The organism is Mesorhizobium sp. P2_D6 (assembly GCF_056404315.1).
Window position 1 is genome coordinate 80489 of sequence record NZ_JBFUEG010000002.1, and the last position, 17771, is coordinate 98259.

At 63.9% G+C, this 17771-nt stretch carries 13 protein-coding genes; 8 read left to right on the forward strand and 5 right to left on the reverse strand.

What is annotated here, in order from left to right:
* Nucleotides 1-11 precede the first annotated feature (11 nt).
* From AC1D1L_RS03525 to amaB, 7 genes are all read left to right on the forward strand, one after another.
* Nucleotides 12-3365: a transglutaminase family protein gene (locus tag AC1D1L_RS03525; protein WP_477338871.1), complete on the forward strand. Its 3354-nt coding sequence runs from the start codon at nucleotides 12-14 to the stop codon at nucleotides 3363-3365.
* A 6-nt stretch (nucleotides 3366-3371) separates the two neighbouring features.
* Entirely contained in the window at nucleotides 3372-5783 is a 2412-nt protein-coding gene (locus AC1D1L_RS03530; protein ID WP_477338873.1) for a circularly permuted type 2 ATP-grasp protein, read from the forward strand.
* A 1-nt stretch (nucleotide 5784) separates the two neighbouring features.
* Nucleotides 5785-6669 (forward strand): transglutaminase family protein, encoded by an 885-nt coding sequence (locus AC1D1L_RS03535; protein ID WP_477338875.1) that lies wholly within the window; start codon nucleotides 5785-5787, stop codon nucleotides 6667-6669.
* A 58-nt stretch (nucleotides 6670-6727) separates the two neighbouring features.
* On the forward strand, nucleotides 6728-7828 hold the full coding sequence (locus tag AC1D1L_RS03540; RefSeq protein ID WP_477338877.1) for a DNA topoisomerase IB: 1101 nt from the start codon (nucleotides 6728-6730) through the stop codon (nucleotides 7826-7828).
* Between the two features lie 82 nt (nucleotides 7829-7910).
* Nucleotides 7911-8285, forward strand: a complete 375-nt coding sequence (locus tag AC1D1L_RS03545; RefSeq protein ID WP_112559367.1) for a YciI family protein — start codon at nucleotides 7911-7913, stop codon at nucleotides 8283-8285.
* Nucleotides 8282-9556, forward strand: a complete 1275-nt coding sequence (locus tag AC1D1L_RS03550; RefSeq protein WP_352586347.1) for an RNA polymerase sigma factor — start codon at nucleotides 8282-8284, stop codon at nucleotides 9554-9556. The genes AC1D1L_RS03545 and AC1D1L_RS03550 overlap by 4 nt, the downstream gene beginning before the upstream one ends.
* A gap of 176 nt (nucleotides 9557-9732) precedes the next feature.
* A complete protein-coding gene (amaB, locus tag AC1D1L_RS03555) occupies nucleotides 9733-11247 on the forward strand; it encodes an L-piperidine-6-carboxylate dehydrogenase (RefSeq protein ID WP_477338880.1) in 1515 nt (504 codons plus the stop codon).
* 180 nt (nucleotides 11248-11427) lie between these two features.
* Here the strand turns inward: amaB and AC1D1L_RS03560 are convergent, their stop codons facing one another.
* On the reverse strand, nucleotides 11428-12294 hold the full coding sequence (locus AC1D1L_RS03560; protein ID WP_477338882.1) for a hypothetical protein: 867 nt from the start codon (nucleotides 12292-12294) through the stop codon (nucleotides 11428-11430).
* Nucleotides 12295-12835: 541 nt separating this feature from the next.
* Here AC1D1L_RS03560 and AC1D1L_RS03565 point away from each other — a divergent pair.
* Complete coding sequence (locus tag AC1D1L_RS03565) at nucleotides 12836-13582, forward strand: bestrophin-like domain (protein WP_477338884.1); 747 nt, start codon at nucleotides 12836-12838, stop codon at nucleotides 13580-13582.
* A gap of 77 nt (nucleotides 13583-13659) precedes the next feature.
* Here the strand turns inward: AC1D1L_RS03565 and AC1D1L_RS03570 are convergent, their stop codons facing one another.
* The 4 genes from AC1D1L_RS03570 to AC1D1L_RS03585 form a co-directional block, all read right to left on the reverse strand.
* Entirely contained in the window at nucleotides 13660-14172 is a 513-nt protein-coding gene (locus tag AC1D1L_RS03570) for an OmpA family protein (RefSeq protein WP_477338886.1), read from the reverse strand.
* A 9-nt stretch (nucleotides 14173-14181) separates the two neighbouring features.
* Nucleotides 14182-14841 carry a L,D-transpeptidase gene (locus AC1D1L_RS03575; RefSeq protein WP_477338888.1) on the reverse strand — a complete coding sequence of 220 codons (660 nt, stop codon included), beginning with the start codon at nucleotides 14839-14841 and terminating at the stop codon, nucleotides 14182-14184.
* 188 nt (nucleotides 14842-15029) lie between these two features.
* The gene (locus tag AC1D1L_RS03580) at nucleotides 15030-16970 is read right to left on the reverse strand and encodes a CHASE2 domain-containing protein (RefSeq protein ID WP_477338890.1); all 1941 of its coding nucleotides are present in this window, start codon (nucleotides 16968-16970) and stop codon (nucleotides 15030-15032) included.
* 15 nt (nucleotides 16971-16985) lie between these two features.
* Nucleotides 16986-17711 (reverse strand): FecR domain-containing protein, encoded by a 726-nt coding sequence (locus tag AC1D1L_RS03585; RefSeq protein WP_477338892.1) that lies wholly within the window; start codon nucleotides 17709-17711, stop codon nucleotides 16986-16988.
* Between the last annotated feature and the right edge of the window lie 60 nt (nucleotides 17712-17771).

Genomic DNA, 17771 nt, shown 5'->3' on the forward strand with positions numbered 1-17771 from the left:
TCCGGGGCCCCATGGCAATTCTGGCAGCCGTCTACCACCTGACCCACTATAAATACGACCGGCCTGTGGTTCTCGGGCCCCAGGTCATCAGGCTGCAGCCGGCGCCGCATTCCCGCACCAAGGTGCTCAGCCATTCGCTGAAGGTCGGGCCGGCAAATCACTTCGTCAATCTGCAGCAGGACCCTTACGGCAATTTCCTTGCCCGGTTCGTCTTTCCCGAACCGGTGACGGAGCTGAAGATCGAGGTCGATCTGGTTGCCGACATGACGGTCTACAATCCGTTCGATTTCTTCGTCGAGCCGGCGGCCGAGACCTTCCCGTTCGACTATCCAGAAGAGATCAGGGACGATCTCGCCATCTACCGCACGCCGGAACCGGCGGGGCCGCTGCTGTCCGCCTTTCTGAAAACCATTGACCGCAGCCCGACCAACACCGTCAATTTCGTTGTCGACCTCAATGCGCGGCTGCAGCGCGAGATCGCTTATATCGTGCGAATGGAAACCGGTGTCTTCTCGCCGGAGGAGACGCTGGCCGCGAAAAAAGGCTCGTGCCGGGATTCGAGCTGGCTGCTGGTACAAATCCTCCGCAACCTCGGCATCGCCGCACGCTTCGTCTCCGGCTATCTGATCCAGTTGAAGCCCGATCTGGTGGCGCTCGATGGCCCAGCCGGAACCGCGGTCGACTTCACCGATCTGCACGCCTGGTGCGAGGTCTATATTCCGGGCGCCGGCTGGATCGGATTCGACCCGACCTCGGGCCTGCTCACCGGCGAAAGCCATGTGCCGCTGGCGGCAACGCCGCATTTCCGCAACGCGGCGCCGATTTCCGGCATGGCGAGCTTCGCCAATGTCGAGTTCGGCTTCGATATGCGGGTCGACCGCATCGCCGAACATCCGCGCATCACCAAGCCATTCTCTGACGAAAGCTGGCAGGCGCTGGATGCGCTGGGCAACAAGGTCGACGCAGCACTTGAGGCCGGCGACGTCAGGCTGACGATGGGCGGCGAGCCGACCTTCGTCTCCATCGACGATTTCGAGTCGGCCGAGTGGAACACCGCCGCCGTCGGTCCGACCAAGCGCGAAAAAGCCGATGCGCTGATCCGCAAACTGCGCGAACGTTTCGCGCCTGGCGGCTTCCTGCATTATGGCCAGGGCAAATGGTATCCCGGCGAGAGCCTGCCGCGCTGGACCTTCTCGCTTTACTGGCGCACCGACGGCCAGCCGGTGTGGAGCGACCCGTCGCTAATCGCGCGCGAAAAGAGCGATGCGAAGGTCGGACCGCAGCAAGCCGAAAGCCTGCTGACGGCAATCGCCGGCGAACTCGGCATCGATAAAGGCATGGTCAGCGAAGCCTATGAAGACCCGGCCGAATGGCTGCTCAAGGAAGGCAAGCTGCCCGACAATGTCGACCCGTCCAATTCCAAGCTGGAAGACCCGGAAGAGCGCAGCCGCATGACGAAAGTGTTCGAGCGTGGGCTGACGAAACCGTCAGGCTACGTGCTGCCGGTGCAGCGCTGGAACAGCCAGGCTTCGGATCCGCGCTGGCGCTCTGAGAAATGGAAGACCAGGCGCGGCCGGCTGTTTCTGGTGCCTGGCGATTCCCCGGTCGGCTACCGCCTGCCATTGGGCACGCTGCCTTACGTACCGCCGGCGCAATTCCCCTACATCGTGCCGGTCGACCCGTCGCTGCCGCGTGGACCGCTGCCGGCGCGTGAAGCCATACTGCCAGCTCCGGCAGAACTGGAAGGCGCCGACGAGATGGCGCGCCGCCAGCAGGCGATTTCGTTCACCGCGACGACCGGCCAGCAAGATCGGGTCGAGCAGGAGATCACCGAGATCGGCGGCGCGGTGCGCACCGCACTCTCGGTCGAGCCACGCGATGGGCGGCTCTGCGTGTTCATGCCGCCGGTCGAGGCGCTGGAAGACTACCTCGAACTGGTAGCCGCTGCTGAAAATGCGGCCAAGGCGATCGGCCTTCCCGTGCATATCGAAGGCTATGGTCCGCCGCACGATCCGCGCCTTAACGTCATCCGCGTGGCGCCCGATCCCGGTGTCATCGAGGTCAACATCCATCCGGCCTCGAATTGGCAGGACTGCGTGGCGACGACGACCGCGATCTACGAAGAAGCGCGGCAGACGCGCCTTGGCGCCGACAAGTTCATGATCGACGGCCGCCACACAGGCACCGGCGGCGGCAACCATCTCGTCGTCGGCGGCGCGACGCCGAATGACAGCCCGTTCCTGCGCCGGCCCGACCTGCTGAAGAGCCTGGTGCTGCAATGGCAGCGGCGTCCCTCGCTGTCCTATCTGTTTTCCGGCCTGTTCATCGGCCCGACCAGCCAGGCGCCGCGCTTCGACGAGGCGCGGCACGATTCGCTCTATGAGCTCGAGATCGCCATGGCGCAGGTGCCGCATCCCGATCAGGGCAATGCACCCTTGCCGTGGCTGGTCGACCGGCTGTTTCGCAATCTGTTGACCGACGTCACCGGGAATACGCATCGCTCGGAAATCTGTATCGACAAATTGTTTTCGCCCGACGGGCCGACCGGGCGGCTCGGCCTGGTCGAGTTCCGCGGTTTCGAGATGCCGCCCAATGCGCGCATGTCGCTGGCGCAGCAATTGCTGGTCCGCGCCATCATCGCTCGCGCCTGGAAGAACCCGCTCGACGGCCGCTTCGTGCGCTGGGGCACCTCGCTGCACGATCGCTTCATGCTGCCGCATTATGTCTGGGCGGATTTTCTCGACGTACTCGACGACCTCAAGCTCAATGGCTTCGAGTTCCGTCCGGAATGGTTCGACGCCCAGCTCGAATTCCGCTTTCCGTTCTGCGGCGAGGTCCAGCATGCCGGCATCAAGCTGGAGCTCAGGCAAGCGCTGGAACCGTGGCATGTCATGGGCGAGCAGGGAGCCATAGGCGGCACCGTGCGCTTCGTCGATTCCTCGGTCGAACGGCTGCAGGTCAGGACCGAAGGCCTCAACCCGGAACGCCACGCGATCGTCTGCAACGGCCGCGTCGTGCCGATGAAGGTGACCGACAACAGGGAGGTCGCGGTGGCCGGCGTGCGCTTCAAGGCCTGGCAGCCGGCGTCGGGCCTGCATCCGGCGCTGCCGGTCAACACGCCGCTGGTCTTCGACATCTATGATCGCTGGTCGGGACGGGCTGTTGGCGGCTGCGTCTACCATGTCGCGCATCCCGGCGGGCGCAGCTACGACACCTTCCCGGTCAACGGCAATGAGGCCGAGGCGCGGCGGCTTGCCCGCTTCGAGCCGCGCGGCCACACGCCGTCGGCCTATGTGCTGCGCAACGAAGAAGCCTCTGAAGACTTCCCGATGACCCTTGACCTCAGGCGGCCACCCAGACTCTGATCAGCAATGGCAAAGGGGAATCAGAAAAAGATACGCGGCAAGCCGCTGAGGCACAGTCTGCTGGAGCACTACCAGCCGATTGACGGTGTCGTCGACGAGATGGTCGATGCGTCGGGCCATCCGCGCCCGGTCTGGAAGAACTTCATCGAGGCGCTGGAAGAGCTTGGCCCGGAAAAGCTCGGCCAGCGCTTCGCCCGCGCCGACCAATATTTGCGCGATGCCGGCGTCTATTACCGCGTCTACGACAAGGCCGGCGCCAATGAGCGGGAATGGCCGCTGGCGCATATCCCGCTGCTGATCGAGGACAAGGAATGGGCCGAGATCAGCGCCGGCCTCGTCCAGCGTGCCGATCTGTTCGAAGAGATAGTCGCCGACATTTACGGGCCGAACCAGCTGATCGAGAAGGGCATCCTGCCGGCGGGACTGATTGCGGCGAGCCCTGAATATTTGCGGCCGGTCGCCGGCACGAGACCGGCCAGCGGCCATTTCCTGCATTTTTGCGCCTTCGAGCTCGGCCGTGGGCCGGACGGAAGCTGGTGGGTGCTGGGCGATCGCACGCAGGCACCGTCGGGCGCTGGCTTTGCGCTGGAGAACCGTGTCGCCACGACACGCGCACTGTCCGACATCTATGGCGAGATGCATGTTCATCGTCTCGCCGGCTTCTTCCGCCGCTTTCGCGACGCGCTGATCGGCATGGCCAAGGAGAATGATGGCCGCGTCGCCATTCTGACGCCGGGGCCGCTCAACGAGACCTACTACGAGCACGCCTATATCGCCCGTTATCTCGGCATCATGCTGCTCGAAGGCGAGGACCTGACCGTCTCCGGCGGCAAGCTGATGGTGCGCACGGTTTCCGGGCTGATGCCGATCAGCGTGCTGTGGCGACGGCTCGATGCGGCCTTCGCGGACCCACTGGAACTGCGGCCAGACTCGCAGATCGGAACGCCGGGGCTGGTTGAGGCGATCCGCCGCGGTGCCGTTTCGACGGTCAATGCGCTGGGTTCGGGCCTGATGGAAACGCGGGCGCTGCTCGCCTTCCTGCCAAAAATTTCACGCGCATTGCGCGGCGAAGAGCTTTTGTTGCCAAGCGTTGCAACCTGGTGGTGCGGGCAAGACAGCGAACGCCGGCATGTGCTTGCCAATCTCGACCGCATGGTCGTCGGGCCGGCTCTGTCGACGCGACTTGCCTTCGAGGATGACGACCAGACCAGGCTCGGTTCGGCGCTGACGCCTGAGGAACGCACTGCTCTGATTGCGCGCATCGAGAACGACGGCGGCGGTTTCGTCGGCCAGGAAGCGGTGACGCTGTCGACGACGCCGGTCTATGTCGGCGGCTGGCTGGAACCGCGGCCGGCAAGCCTGCGCGTCTATCTGGCGCGCACGCCGGAAGGCTGGACGGTGATGCCGGGCGGTTTCGCCCGCGTCGGCCTGTCGCTCGACCCGACGGCCATCGCCATGCAGCGCGGCGGCCAGGCGGCCGACGTCTGGGTGGTCAGCGAGAAGCCGGTCGAGCGCGAGACGCTGCTGCCGCAGGAGCATGACAGTTTTGCCCGCACCATGCCGGGCAGCCTACCCAGCCGTGCGGCCGAAAACCTGACCTGGCTCGGCCGCTACATCGAGCGCTCGGAAGATACGGTGCGCATCCTGCGCGCCTATCATGTGCGGCTGGCCGAGACGTCGGACCCGGACATGCCGCTGCTCGCCGATATCAGGGACTATCTCGAGCCGTTCGGCCTTGATCTCGAATCGGCCATTCCGCCCGGATTGATCGGCACGCTCGACAGTGCCGTCTACAGCGCCGGGCAGATCCGCGACCGCTTTTCGCCTGACGGCTGGCTGGCGCTGAAGGACCTGTCGAAGACCATCCACCAATTCGCAACGACAGTGGCGCCCGGCGACGACGCGACACGGGCGATGACGGTGATGCTGCGCAAGCTCGCCGGCTTTTCCGGCCTGCTGCACGAGAACATGTACCGCTTCACCGGCTGGCGTTTCCTCGAGATCGGCCGGCGCATCGAGCGCGGCATCCAGATCGCCCGCACGCTTGCCCGCCTGACCAGGGCAAAAGCACCTGATGGCGCGCTCGACATGATGCTGGAGATCGGCGACAGCGTCATGACCCACCGCCGGCAATATCCGGTGCGGGCCGGGCGGCGCACGGTGATCGACCTCTTGGCGCTCGACCCGCTCAACCCGCGCTCGATCCTGTTCCAGTTAGAGCGGCTGAAGGCGGAGATCGGCCTGTTGCCGTCGGTTGGCCCGGAGGGGCATATGTCGGTGGCGGCCAAGGAAATCCTGCAGCTCAACACGGCAATTGCCGTCATGGAGCCATCGGAGATGTCGGCGGAGGTGCTGGACGATCTCGCCACTGAGATCGGCAACCTCTACAACAGCCTCGCCAAAGCGTATTTCGGTTAGCATGCTGTACGATATCAGGCTTCATCTCAGCTACGATTATGACGCCGCGGCCGGTGGCAGCCGACATCAGGTGCGTGTCTTGCCGCAGACCATTGCTGGCGTGCAGCGCGTGGTCGCCGCCTCGCTGTCGTTTGTGCCGACCCCGTCGGAGCGCACGGATTTTACCGATTTCTTCGGCAACAATGTCACCGCGATCGCCTTTCGCGATGTCCATGACGGGCTCGACATCAGGATGAGCGCGCGCGTGTCGGTGTCGCGGCCGGAGCCTGGGCTCGACGTGTCGCCCGACTTGCAGCGCCTGAGGGAAGAACTCGGCGCGGTGCGGTCACTGGCAGCTGACGCACCCCATCACTTTCTCACGGCCAGCGATCATGCCGGCATCGATGCAGCGATCACCGCCTATGCACATGGCAGCGCCAGCGGCTCGACGGTCGGCACGGCCATCGATCTGTGCAACCGCATCCATCGCGACTTCACCTATGATGGTGAGGCGACCACCGTGCATACCAGGGCCAGTGACGCCTTCCGTTTGAAGCGCGGCGTGTGCCAGGATTTCTCCCACATCATGATCGCGGGCTTGCGTGGGCTGGGCATCCCCGCCGGCTATGTCAGCGGCTTCCTGCGCACCATTCCGCCGAAGGGCAAGCCGCGGCTCGAAGGCGCCGACGCCATGCATGCCTGGGTCAAGGTGTGGTGTGGGCGCGATGCCGGCTGGCAGGAATTCGACCCGACCAATGGCATGCGGGCCAGCAACGACCATATCACCGTCGGCTATGGCCGCGACTATTCCGACGTGGCGCCGATCGTTGGCGTGCTGAAAACCACCGGCAGTCAGGTCGGCGACCAGGCTGTCGACGTCATCCCGGTTGCGCTGGAAAAGGTTTAGTAGCGGAACCAGTGGCCTGTCCGGCGCTTATCTACGAGGAAAATCTCGTGGAGGGGGCATGCTGGACAGATCCGGGGCGCCATCCGGCCGATCGGCTGCCGGGCAGGGAGACGATGGGGCGCCGAAGAATGGCGCTCAGGCCTCTGCCGATCAGGCCTCGCTTACCTATGTCAGCGACAGCGAACCGGGTATCCGACGCCTGAAGGCGGGCGAGGGATTTTCGTACAAGGGCCCGAAGGGGCAGGCCGTCAGCGCTTCAGCCATCGCCCGCATCAAGGCGCTGGCCATTCCGCCGGCCTGGACCGATGTGTGGATCTCGCCCGATCCCGCCGGCCATATCCAGGCGACCGGCCGCGACCAGCGCGGGCGCAAGCAGTACCGTTACCATCCGCTGTGGGCCGCCGAGCGTGACGGTGCCAAATATTCGAGCCTTGTCGCCTTTGCCGAAAGCCTGCCCGAATTGCGCCGCCGCATCGATGCCGATTTGCGCCGCCGCGGCCTGCCGGCCGAGCGCGTCGTGGCGGCAATCGTCTGGCTGCTCGACAACACGATGATCCGTGTCGGCAATGCAGCCTATGCCCGTGACAACAAGAGTTTTGGGCTGACAACCCTGCGCGACCGTCACGTCGACATCCAGGGATCGAGCCTGCGCTTTGCCTTCAAGGGCAAATCCGGCAAGGAATGGAGGTTGAAGCTTGTCGACCGCCGCATCGCCCGGGTCGTGCGCGGCGCGCAGGATATTCCAGGGCAAAAGCTGTTCCAGTATCTGGACGAGGAGGGCGCCCGGCATCCGGTGCGCTCCGACGACGTCAACCGCTACTTGCGCGATGCTGTCGGAGAAGGCTTCAGCTCCAAGCATTTCCGCACCTGGGGCGGCACCATCCACGCCGCGTCGCTGTTTGCGCAGACGGAGCTTCCCGAAAGCCAGGCCGGGGTGAAGCGGGTGATGAACGCCGTCATCGACAAGGTCGCCGAGCGGTTGGGCAACACGCGCGCCGTCTGCCGCAAATGCTACATCCATCCGCAGGTCTTCGAATCCTGGGCGCAGGGGCGGCTGCTCAGCGAAATGACTGAAGCCAACAAACGCAAGCGATCCATAGATGGTCTCGATGACGAGGAAGCGCTGGTGCTGCGGTGGTTGAAGGCCAGCGAGGGTTGAAAAATTGCCCTAACTTTTTTGTCGACGCCATGTCGGCATAGGCCCTACTGTTTCGTCCTTTGATGAGAGAAAAGGACGTCCCATGCTCTACGCTATCCTCTGCTATGCCTCCGAAGATGTCGTCTCCTCCTGGAGCAAGGCACAGGATGACGAGGTGATGGCGAAACTGCTCAATGTGCAGCAGAAATATGCTGACGCCGGCCGGCTTGGCCCGGTGGCACGACTTCTGCCCACCACCGCGGCGACAACGCTGCGCCAGGTCAAGGGCGAATCGGTGGTCATCGACGGGCCGTTTGCCGAGACCAAGGAACAGTTCCTCGGCTTCTACACGCTCGAATGCGCCGATCTCGACGAGGCCGTCGACTTCGCGCGCGAGCTTTCCGAGGTCAATCCGAGCGGTGGATCCTATGAGATCCGACCGGTTTCCGTCTTCGACCCAACCAGAGTTTTGAAATGACCGACCTTTCCTGGATCAGCTCCGCCATCAGCGCCGCCCGCCCGCAGGCGATGGGTGCGCTGCTGCGCTATTTCCGCGACCTCGATACGGCGGAGGAAGCTTTCCAGGACGCATGCTTGAGGGCGCTCAAGAACTGGCCGCAGAACGGGCCGCCGCGCGATCCGGCGGCCTGGCTGATCTTTGTCGGCCGCAACAGCGGCATCGACGCGGTGCGCAAGCGCGCCAAGCAGGCGCCGATGCCGGAAGAGGACCAGATCTCGGACCTCGAAGATGCCGAGAGCGATATCGCCGAGCGGCTGGACGGCGCGCATTACCGCGACGATATCCTGCGGCTCTTGTTCATCTGCTGCCATCCGGACCTACCGGCGACGCAGCAGATTGCGGTGGCGTTGCGCATTGTCTCAGGCCTCACCGTCAAGCAGATCGCGCGCGCCTTCCTGGTTGGCGAAAGCGCCATGGAGCAGCGCATCACCCGTGCCAAGGCGCGCATTGCCGATGCCGGCGTGCCGTTCGAGACGCCGGGCGCCGTCGAACGCTCGGAGCGGCTCGCCGCGGTTGCGGCCATGGTCTATCTGATCTTCAACGAGGGCTATTCGACCAACAGCGGCGAGGCGCCAGCGCGCGCGCCGCTCTGCGAGGAGGCGATCCGGCTGGCGCGGTTGTTGCTGCGGCTGTTCCAGACCGAGCCGGAGATCATGGGCCTGACGGCGCTGCTGTTGCTGCAGCACGCCCGTGCGCCGGCCCGTTTCGACGAAAATGGCGAGATCGTGCTACTCGACGACCAGGACCGCTCACTGTGGAGCCGGAAGATGATCGACGAAGGCCTGGCGCTGGTCGACAAGGCGCTGCGCCACCAGAAGCCCGGCCCCTACCAGGTACAGGCGGCGATCGCCGCATTGCATGCGCGGGCGGCAACGCCCGAGGAGACCGACTGGACCGAGATCGACCTGCTCTACAGCCTGCTGGAGCGGATGCAGCCATCGCCGGTGGTGACGTTGAACCGAGCGGTCGCCGTCGCCAAGGTGCGAGGCCCGGAAGCCGCCCTTGCCATGATCGAGCCGCTCGGCGAAAGGCTCTCCGGCTATTTCCACTTCTTTGGCCTCAAAGGCGGGTTGCTGATGCAGCTTGACCGTGGCGAGGAGGCGCGTGTCGCCTTTGACCGTGCGATTGCTTTGGCCAATACGGCGGCCGAAGCCGCCCACATCCGCATGCACATCGACCGGTTGATGAGAGACGGCGCCGTGAAGGCCCCCGCGAAGACAGCGCACTGAAGACTGCTGGCTCAATCGTGCAATCCCGGCTTGGACCATGCCGGGGTGGCGATTTTCCCCTGAAACGAGTAATGCCACGCCATGACAGTGCCTGACGTGCCCACGGCACGCGGGCGACGTGGCGAGAAGGCTCGACCGCCGCCATATTATGGCGAGCGGATCTGAAAGGGATAAAAATGACGATAGCGACGGAAACGGCCGAACTTCTGGCGAAACTGGGCGTGGCCAAGGACGCGCTGACCGGCGGCGACCTCATCGTGCGCAGCCCGGTGACGGGCGAGCAGATCGCGGCGCTGAAGACGATTTCACCGGCCGAGGCCGCCAAGACGATCGATGCCGCACACACGGCGTTCCAGGCCTGGCGGATGGTGCCGGGTCCCCGGCGTGGGGAACTGGTGCGGTTGCTCGGCGAGGAATTGCGCGCGCACAAGGCCGAGCTTGGCCGGCTGGTGTCGATCGAGGTCGGCAAGATCCCGTCTGAAGGTCTCGGCGAAGTCCAGGAAATGATCGACATCTGCGATTTCTCGGTCGGGCTTTCCCGCCAGCTCTACGGCCTGACCATCGCCACCGAACGTCCCGGCCATCGCATGATGGAGACCTGGCATCCGCTCGGCGTCGTCGGCGTCATCTCGGCCTTCAATTTCCCGGTCGCGGTGTGGTCGTGGAATGCAGCACTTGCGCTGGTCTGCGGCGATGCCGTGGTGTGGAAGCCGTCGGAAAAGACGCCGCTGACGGCACTCGCCTGCGAGGCGATTTTTGGGCGCGCGGTCAAGCGCTTCGGCGCTGACGCGCCGCAGGGCCTGGCGCCGATTCTGATCGGCGACCGCGCCGTCGGCGAGATCCTGGTCGATCATCCCAAGGTTCCGCTGGTTTCGGCCACCGGCTCGACGCGCATGGGCCGGGATGTCGGTCCAAGGCTGGCCAAGCGCTTTGCCCGCGCCGTGCTAGAGCTCGGCGGCAACAATGCCGGCATCGTCTGCCCGACCGCCGATCTCGATATGGCGCTGCGCGCCATTGCCTTCGGCGCCATGGGCACCGCCGGCCAGCGCTGCACGACGCTGCGGCGTCTGTTCGTGCATGACAGCGTCTATGACGCGCTGCTGCCGCGGCTGAAGAAGGCCTATCAGAGCGTCTCGGTCGGCAACCCGCTGGAGACGTCCTCGCTGGTCGGACCGCTGATCGACAAGGCGGCGTTCGACGCCATGCAGAAAGCGCTCAAGGAAGCCTCCGCCCATGGCGGCAAGGTGACCGGCGGCACGCGGGTCGAGAACGGTCATCCCGACGCCTACTACGTGCATCCGGCGCTGGTCGAAATGCCGAAGCAGGTTTCGCCGGTGACGGAAGAGACCTTCGCGCCGATCCTCTATGTGATGAAATATTCCGATTTCGACGCCGTGCTCGACGAGCACAATGCGGTCGGTGCCGGGCTGTCGTCGTCGATCTTCACCCGTGACCTGCAGGAATCCGAGCGCTTCCTCGGCGTCGACGGTTCGGATTGCGGCATTGCCAACGTCAATATCGGCACATCGGGGGCCGAAATCGGCGGCGCCTTCGGCGGCGAGAAGGAAACCGGCGGCGGCCGCGAGAGCGGTTCGGACGCCTGGAAAGCCTATATGCGCCGCGCCACCAACACGGTGAACTATTCCAAGGCGCTGCCGCTGGCTCAGGGCGTGTCCTTCGACATCGATTGAGGCGCTGCGCCGGCTTTCCCTGACCAGTTGATCCATCCCGATTCAGTCGGGATGGATCGCTATTGTTCAGCCTGGAGCTTGACGGCCTGCGCGCTCATATTTTCCTGGTAGAAGCTGTTCGGCTGCCAGGTCTTGGCAATTGGTATGACTACCTGTCCGAAGAATTGTGAGGGTGCGGGTTCAGCCAGCCTTTTGCATCGGGCGACAGGCCTCGAAAGCGGCATCGATGACCGCAAGCTTGGCGGCCTGGACGGTCATGTATTCCTGGTAGAAGCTGTTCGAGACCCACATTACCGAATGGCCGCGCCGGCCCATCCAGCCGACGCTGCCGAGCTTTTCGGCGTCACGCAACTTGCGCGCCAGATGGGTGCGCGAGAGTTTCAACCAACTGGCGAATTCGCCGACCGAAACCACGCTGGTCGGGATCTGGTCGAGACCGGCATTGTCAGGATCGATGCCGGACATCAGCCAATCCATGACGATGCCGCCATTGTTGAGCCAGATGAACAGCGAGAAGGTCTGCTTGGGCTCGCGCACCGGGCTGGATGAGAGCAGGCCTTCCGCCACCAGTGGCTGCAGCCTGGCAATCATGCCGGGCTGATCGAGAAACAAAGCGAGCCGATTTCCCCCGTCCAGACCGTCGAGTGTGCGCAGATGCGCAAACACCCAGCCGTCGAATTCCTTCAGCGTCGCTGGCGTCACCTGAAACGGGTGCGCGCGTCCGTCACCGGTGTGCGGCAGGTATTCGATGATGTGATAGTGCAGCATCTCCTTGATGAAGGCCTCGGCCGTGTTGCGGCTGGCGACGGAATAGCGGAGCACGGCATCGATGAAGCGGGCGAGGGTAAGTTCCGTGCGGGGATCGCGCGGGTCTCGGGCGAAATGCAGGGCAAGGCCGGTGTGAGCCAGCAGCCAGCGCTGTTGCGTGGCGAATACGGCGGCCAGGCGCGGGCTCGTTTCATAGATGTGCAGTAGCGCCTTCGACTGCGCCTGGACATAACGATGCAGCGCCGGATGGCCGGCAACATATTCGAAATTCAGCGCCATCCTCCTCGTCCTCCGGCCAGCCCTCGGCAGCGAAGACGCAATCACATTTCCAGCCTTAGCCGCCCGTGTCCAGCCATGCCAACCCGGACAAAAGGCCTAGAGCTGTCAATCGTCCCACGGACACGTTGAAACCGCTCCATCTCTTTGATTTTGAGGCAATTGCGCTGGGAAAGCCCCACGCGCTTTTCCTGGGAAAACCGTTTCACACTTTTCGCGGAACTGCTCTGGTCCGTTCGCGTCCGGCGGATGGCGCGGCCAGCATAGTCAAGCACAATGCCAAGGCCAACGGCGGCGCCGCTTCCGGTCTTCTTCACCGGTTTCGCTGTGAACGGGGATGTGCAGGCGTTGATCGAGGATCCGCGCCTGGACCAGACAGCACTGTGCCGCAGCATAGAGTTTGTTGACACGATGGAACACAGTGGCATTGCCACGAGTGGAACGACGGCCCTACAAACGCCTGACGACGAATTCTCAGGATAGGGCAGGCGCTACCATGGGTGGCTGGTTGCATACTCTTCCACTCGCTTGGATGGCTCTCGTCGTGTTCGGGGCCACCTATATCGTCGCGTTCATCTTGCACCAAGGCATCGCCGTTCTTTCCGCGGGCTCCACGGCGCGGTCATTCAAGGCGCTTTCGCCTGGCATGTTGCCGCCACTCGGTATCATCTTTGGCCTATTTGTGGCGTTCACCGCGGCTCAGGTGTGGAGCGACAACGATCGCGCCAATGCGGCAGTCAATCGCGAGGCCAGTGCGTTGCGGTCGGTCGTGGTTCTGGCGAGCAGCTTTCCCGGTGAGCCCGAGGCGCGCTTACGGACGCTGGTGCGCAGCTATATCGAGGAAACGACGAGCCAGGAGTGGTCGCTGATGGCCGAGGGCGCGGCGACCCTCACCATAATCCCGCCGGCGCTTAACGAGGCGCTGCGGACGACGCTGGCCTTGGCGCCAAGCAATCCCGGCCAGGAGATCGCGCAGCGCGAGATTACGAGGTGGCTCGAAGACGCCTTCGAGGCGCGTCGCCAACGGATTCTCGTCAGCTCCGCACAAGTCAACCCGACGAAGTGGGCCTGCCTGATCCTGCAAGCCTTCTGTGCTCTTCTCGCGATCGCGGTCGTTCATAGTGATAACCGAACGGCATCGGCGATCGCTCTTGGAAGTTTTGCGACCGGCGTGGCGGCATCCGTTCTCTTGATTCTCGCCCACGATCGGCCCTTCACGGGAGAGATCGCAGTATCACCGCAACCGTTGCTGCAAGTTATGCCGGAAGCCGAAGCGGGCGGCGGCGGATGATACAGGCAGGAGTGCAAGGCGGGTAAATTCCGTCGCGTTGTGAGGCTCTGATTTGGTGGCAAGCAAAACGGCAGCCCCTACGACTCGTCCCTCTCATCGCGCAGATTGGACACAACGCGGCGGTTCTGCGACCTGCAGGCGTTGTCGGGGCAGTCGCGGACGAGCCTGTCTTTGCCGTAGCCCTTGGCCCACATGCGGTTGCGGTCTATGCCGCCGGCGGCGAGGTAGTTCATCACTGCATCGGCGCGCTGCTGCGACAGCGCCGTTTCGCTTGCGCCGGGATCGTCGGCGAAGCCCTGCAGCTTGAGCAGCCAGCGCGGATACTTTGCTAACCAGGCGATCTGGGTGTCGAGGGTGGCCTTGGCGACAGAATCGAGCGCGGCCGAACCTTTCGTGAAATAGGTGCGGCGGCCGACATTGAGGATAAAATCCTCCTCGCTGCCCGGCTGCACGTTCTGGAAGCCGGCAATCTCGGCGTTGGTGACGTCGGGCGTGGGCGGGGTCAGCGTGTTGCTGGTCGAGCAGGATGCGGTCAGCACCAGCAGGCTGGCGGCGAGCAGCCGGCGCGTGTTTTCAATCATGCGGTTCATGATGCGCCATCATTCGACAGTGGTGGAAGCGGGCGCCTGGTCGGCGATGTGCGGCAGGACCTCCACCGCGGTGCCGATCGGGCACCGCTGGTAGAGGTCGATGATGTCTTCCGGGAACATGCGGATGCAGCCGCTGGAAGCGTCGGTGCCGATGCTCCATGGCTCCAGTGTGCCATGCAGGCGGTAGCCGATGTCGGCGCCGTCGCGGTACAGATAGAGCGCGCGCGGCCCGAGCGGATTATTGGGCGCGCCGCCTTCGATCATGGGCGGCAGCTCCGGCCTGCGCTTACGCATTTCGGGGGGTGGGACCCATTGCGGCCACAGCGCGCGGCGGTCGATCGTCGCGCGGCCGTACCATTTGAAGCCCTCCTTGCCGACGCCGACGCCGTAGCGGATGGCGGTCTTGTTTTCCATGATGAGGTAGAGGAAATGGTGGCGGGTATCGACCACGACAGTGCCGACCGGCTCGCTGCTGAAATACTTGACAATCTGGCGATGCCATCTCTTGTCGATCTTGGCGAAGTTGGTCTTGCGATAGACAAAATTATTGTCGCTGGCGGTACCGGCGAAAAAGGATTTTGCCGCCGCGGCTTGAACAATATTGCCGCTTGCACCGACCGCGACCAGCGCCAGGCCGCCGAGCACGACACCTCTGCGTGATAAAACCATCGGCAATCCCCCATGCCTTAAGCCTGGCTGACCATAGTTGAGAATTATTTCGCCTCAAAGTGGAAAATGCTGCAGTTGGCCGGTGGCGGACCGGTCAGAGTGTGCTTCGGGTTCGGCGTGCAACATTAGGCGATGCCATTTGCACGGATGGCGGCGAACCAACCACCTCGGCAGGGGCGCCAGATTGCTCACCACGTTGGCTCTTTACTTCGCGGCTCAGCAGCTTGCATCTCCGGAACGGTGAAAACCGGTACCTCGCCCTTGAAACCCTGGAGCTCGAAGGCGCCCGCCTGGACAACCGGCATCGATGCTCCTGCTGCAAAGCCGGGTCCAAGCACGAGGGGGATGCCCAGCTTCTTGGTCGTCGATTCGAGCCGTGCCGCGCGATTCACCGGTGAGCCGATCGCGGTGTAATCGAAGCGCCGTTCGGACCCGAAATTGCCTACCGAGCAGATGCCGGTCTCGATGGCGACGCCAATTTCGATGGAGCGATGGCCATCGGCCGTGAAGGCGGCGTCTTCGAGCTTCACCCGCTCGATCAGGGCAAGGCCCGCCTCGAGCGCGCGCTCGCGATGATCGGGTTGATCAAGCGGTGCGTTCCAGAAGGCCAGCACCGCATCGCCCATGAACTTGTCGATGGTGCCGTCGCGCTTGAGGATCTCATCGGTCGCAATGCCGAGGAAATGGTTGACCACCTTGGCGATTTCTTGGGTGTCGAGCTGTTCGCTCATCGTCGTGAAGCCGCGTATGTCGCTGAGCAGGATTGTGATTTCGCGCTTCTCGCCGGACAGGATTGCCTCGGTGTCCGAGCTTGCGAGGCGCTGCACCACGGAGGGCGAAAGATATTGAGAGAACTGTCGCGTCAGGGTGGACCGGCGCTGCTCGCTGCGCCTGTACAGAACATAGCCTTCGAAGCCCGCAACCATGATCGTTGCAAGCGTCGGCTGCAGCGGGTCATAGAGTGCGCCTTGCAGGCTGTACTCGAGAGCGCCGAACACGAACGGGGTGACGGCCAGCAGCGCAAGGGCGAGGGCGCCAACCACGACACGCCCGGCGAGCACTCCTGAAAGCCCGATGAAAACGACGGCGCTGAGGAGAAACCAGAGCCGTTCGAGCATTCTCGCGTGCGTTGGCTCTGCCAGGTAGCGCCCGGCAATCATCTGGGCGATCGCATCGGCGTGGATGTCCGCGCCTGGTCGCGCTGGATGTGTTGGCGTGGGCAGGTACTGCGTCAGTCCCACAGCCGACAGGTCGACAATGGCGATAGCGCCCCGCAGCCGCGAATCGCCATGGCGCGAAAGGATGGTGCTGGCAGATAGGCGGGGCGTATCGGTGGCGGTTTCCCAGAGGCGGATGCCCCCCTCCGGCTCGAGCGGCACAATGGCCCCGGCCATCCTGAGTGCGTCGAACCCGGCTGCATTCATCCGGGTTATGTAACCGTCCTGTCCGGTGTAAAGGCGCAGGAGCTCGAGCGAGAAGGACGGCCACAGCTGCACGCCTTGAGCGGTGTTGCGAAGCCAAAGCAGCGGCACATGGCGCAGTACCCCGTCGGGATCGGGCAAGGTGCGGATCACGCCGAGGCCCACGGCGGCGTTCGAGAACTCGGCAAGCGAGCCGGTCAAGCCGGTGAAGCCGGGAAGTGTATCCGGGACTTGCCCGACGATCGACCAGCCGGCTTTGGGTTCTGTTTCTGAAACTGTCGCCTCATTGCCCAGGCTGACGGCAAGCGCCGTCCGATTTTTGGCCAGCGCCGCTGCCAGGCGCTTGTCTCCGGCGATGCCCTCAGGCGAGGTGTCGGCTTCGGGGAGTACCAGCGCAAGCCCGACCACCGACGCGCCGGATTGGGTGATGCCATCCACCAGATCGGCCAAGAGGCCACGGTTCCAGGGCCATCGCCCATGTGCGTTGAGGCTGGCGTCGTCGATCGAGACGATCACGACAGGATTGCTCGTCGCCTGGCGTGGGGCGAGAAACTGGTAGAAGTCGTACGTGCGTTCGCGCAGGCGCGACAGAGGCCCGTCGAAAGCCAAATGGCAAGCGAACAGCAAAAGAATGAGCACAAGACCGGATATCTTGCGCCTCGCGGTCCAGCGCCAATCAGCCCAGCGCCAATCAGCAAAGGGGCTCATACCGGGCGCCCGGGCTTAATTGCAGAAGCGGGAGCAGCCATCGCCCTCGCCATCGCCCCTCTGCCCTCCGCTGCCCACAGGTGGCGTTGGGCTGTCAGGGAATTCCATGACCACTCCTGGCAATGCGCCGTCCGTGGAGTCGCAGACTTTGAGCGAGCCGCCGAGTGCCGACGCACAAATTGCGCTTACGTCCAATCCAGGGCCCGGTGCGCCTGGCAGGCCGGTGCCGGCTATCCGGTCGATACTGTCCAATATCGGGAAGGTGTCGATTCCGCCGTAGCCGGTCAGCAGCTTGCCATCTTCCGATGTGCAGGCGTAGCCGGGGTTTGTGATGACTAGCCGTTTGCCATTGATCGTGCAGGTCATACGGCCGGCGCGCAGTATGCCGACAGTCTGGCCGGCTGCCACCAGCACTTCGATGATGCCGCCTCTCGCCCCGAGCACCATGTGCGGCGTCGCAACCTGCATGACGCCCCGTTTCGAAACCTGACCGCCATAAAAACGGGCCAGGCCGCTGTTCATCCCGATGTCGATCTTTCCCGAGCCGGAGCCCGGATCATAGACGAATTCATCGATCGTCAGGCTGGTGTTCGGACCTATCTTGGCGCTCGATTCATCCCGGAACACCAGCATTCCAAGACCGGTGGGATCGCTGCGCAGCTGGTCGCCCAGTTCGACGCCGGCACCAACGTTCATTGTCCCACCGTTGTTGCGGACGATGTTGGTCTGATAGGCTGTCATCGACCCGACCGTCTCAGCGGCGGAGGGTGCCGCGAAGGCAAGGAAGGCGATTAAAATCGC